Raw genomic sequence first — 600 nt, 5'->3', positions numbered from 1 at the left:
AGTCTGGACAGGCCGAAGGCCGCTGACCAGGACGTCTGCTGCCTGGGTGCGGTACACCCAGGCAGCCCGCACTCCTGCGGCCTAGCCTGAGGACATGACCGGCAACCACCTTGGGGAGTTCCTACGCGCTTGCAGGGCGGCCCTGCGGCCGCAGGATGTCGGCATGTCGAGCTACGGCGTACGCAGAGTCAACGGGCTGCGTCGTGAAGAGGTCGCTGTCCTGGCCGGGGTGAACGCGGATTACTACACCCGCCTGGAACAGGGGCGCGAACGCCGCCCCTCGGCCCAGGTACTCGACGCACTCAGCCGCGCCCTGCGACTGGACCCCGACGCCCACGCGCACCTCCACCAGCTGGCGGGCACAGCGCCGGGCAACCAGTTCACCCACACCACGGACCAGGTCAGTCCCGCCCTTCGCCAGTTGATGGACGGCTACCCGGGCGCCGCGGCGTTCGTCATCAACCGGACCCTGGACGTCCTGGCGGCCAACGCCTTGGCTCAGGCCCTGCACTCACCCTTTGAAAAGCTGGACAATCTGGCCCGCATGACCTTCCTCGACCCGGCGGGCCGGCAGTTCTACACCCGGTGGAGCCACACTGC

At 68.7% G+C, this 600-nt stretch carries 1 protein-coding gene; it reads left to right on the top strand.

Features of this window, described 5'->3' with window-relative positions; translation table 11 throughout:
- Positions 1–94 precede the first annotated feature (94 nt).
- Positions 95–600, top strand: a 506-nt coding sequence (locus DSY14_RS28010) for a helix-turn-helix domain-containing protein (RefSeq protein ID WP_211719594.1), incomplete at its 3' end; no start/stop codon positions are given.

This window comes from Nocardiopsis sp. MG754419, from assembly GCF_018207095.1.
Lineage (GTDB): Bacteria > Actinomycetota > Actinomycetes > Streptosporangiales > Streptosporangiaceae > Nocardiopsis.
This window is presented reverse-complemented; position numbering and strand designations above follow the sequence as displayed.